Origin of the sequence: Ursidibacter arcticus, from assembly GCF_009761375.1 — a bacterium.
Taxonomy (GTDB): Bacteria; Pseudomonadota; Gammaproteobacteria; order Enterobacterales; family Pasteurellaceae; genus Ursidibacter; species Ursidibacter arcticus.
In genome coordinates, this window is the sequence record NZ_LEKM01000049.1 from 1 (window position 1) to 1679 (window position 1679).

Here is a 1679-nt window from a genome sequence, read left to right on the forward strand (position 1 = left end):
TTTGTCATCAGTCTGAATCACAAAATAATTATTGAACTTAATTGCATATTTATGCAATAATCAGCACCATTATGAAGCGGTGCGATCCGCTTTTTTATTTACAAAAGGAAGAAATGAGTATGGCACTTTGGGGTGGGCGTTTTACACAAGCCGCAGATCAACAATTCAAATATTTTAACGATTCATTACGTTTCGATTATCGTCTTGCTTTGCAAGATATTGATGGTTCAATGGGGTGGGCAAAAGCAATCCATTCTGTTGGTATTATTAGTGCAGACGAATTAACGCAGTTGCTTGCTGCATTAAAACAGTTGCGTGCTGAAGTTGCACCAAATTTAGCGATTGTGCTACAAGAAGATGCGGAAGATATTCATAGCTGGGTTGAATTGCAACTGATTAAAAAAGTTGGCGATCTCGGTAAAAAATTACATACGGGGCGAAGCCGTAATGACCAAGTTGCTGTGGATATGAAATTGTGGTGTAAAGCACAAGTCCTTTCTTTGCAAGAGTCCGTTCGTGCTTTACAAGAGAAATTAGTTGAAACGGCTGATGCTAATCAGCTTTCTGTAATGCCAGGTTATACCCATTTGCAACGTGCTCAGCCAATTACTTTTGCTCACTGGTGTATGGCATATTATGAAATGTTAGAACGTGATTATAGCCGTTTAACTGATGCCTATAAGCGAATGAATACTTGTCCGCTTGGTTCAGGGGCTTTAGCTGGAACTGCCTATGGAATCGATCGTGATCAACTGGCACAAGATCTCGGTTTTGAAACCGCAACTCGCAATAGTTTAGACAGCGTATCAGATCGTGATCACGTTCTTGAATTATTAGCGGCGGCTTCGATCAGTATGATGCACCTTTCACGTTTTGCAGAAGATCTGATTATTTTTAACAGTGGAGAGTGTCATTTTGTTGAGCTTTCTGATCGTGTTACATCAGGTTCATCACTGATGCCACAAAAGAAAAATCCTGATGCTTGTGAGCTTGTTCGTGGTAAAACAGGACGAGTATTCGGGGCATTAACAGGTTTATTAACCACCTTAAAAGGCTTACCGCTTGCTTACAATAAAGATATGCAAGAAGACAAAGAAGGGATTTTTGATGCCCTTGAAACGTGGCAGGCTTGTATCAACATTTCAGCGTTAGTCCTTGAAGATATTAAAGTTGATACCGAAAGCACCAAAGAAGCTGCACGTCAAGGCTATGCAAATGCCACCGAATTAGCCGACTACTTAGTCGCAAAAGGCATTCCATTCCGCGAAGCACATCATATTGTGGGCGAAGCGGTGGTATATGCCATTGCACAAAGTAAAGCCTTAGAAGAATTAAGTCTTACGGAATTTAATCAGTTCCATTCTTCGATTGCCGAAGATGTTTATCCTATTCTCTCGTTGGATTCTTGTTTGGCAAAACGTTGTGCTAAAGGTGGTGTGAATTTAGAGCGTGTTGCTGAAGCAATCCAAGCGGCAAAAATCAATTTAGGGCTGTAATAATTTATTGTTCAGATTATTGACAAAGTCTTTTTTCATTCGGACGCCAGCGTGGCGTCCCTACAAGGAAAGTTATAACCAATTGAAAAATAACAGATTTTATTTTGTTATGTAGGGACGCCACGCTGGCGTCCGTTAATTGGATACAACAAATTGGGGTTTGTCATCAGTCTGCAGTTTTAT

Annotated in this window: 1 protein-coding gene; it reads left to right on the forward strand. The window is 40.4% G+C overall.

Going from position 1 to position 1679, the window contains the following annotated elements:
• The first annotated feature begins 119 nt into the window (after positions 1-119).
• Positions 120-1496, forward strand: a complete 1377-nt coding sequence (gene argH / locus A1D25_RS01510; protein WP_157393958.1) for an argininosuccinate lyase — start codon at positions 120-122, stop codon at positions 1494-1496.
• The last annotated feature ends 183 nt before the right edge of the window (positions 1497-1679 follow it).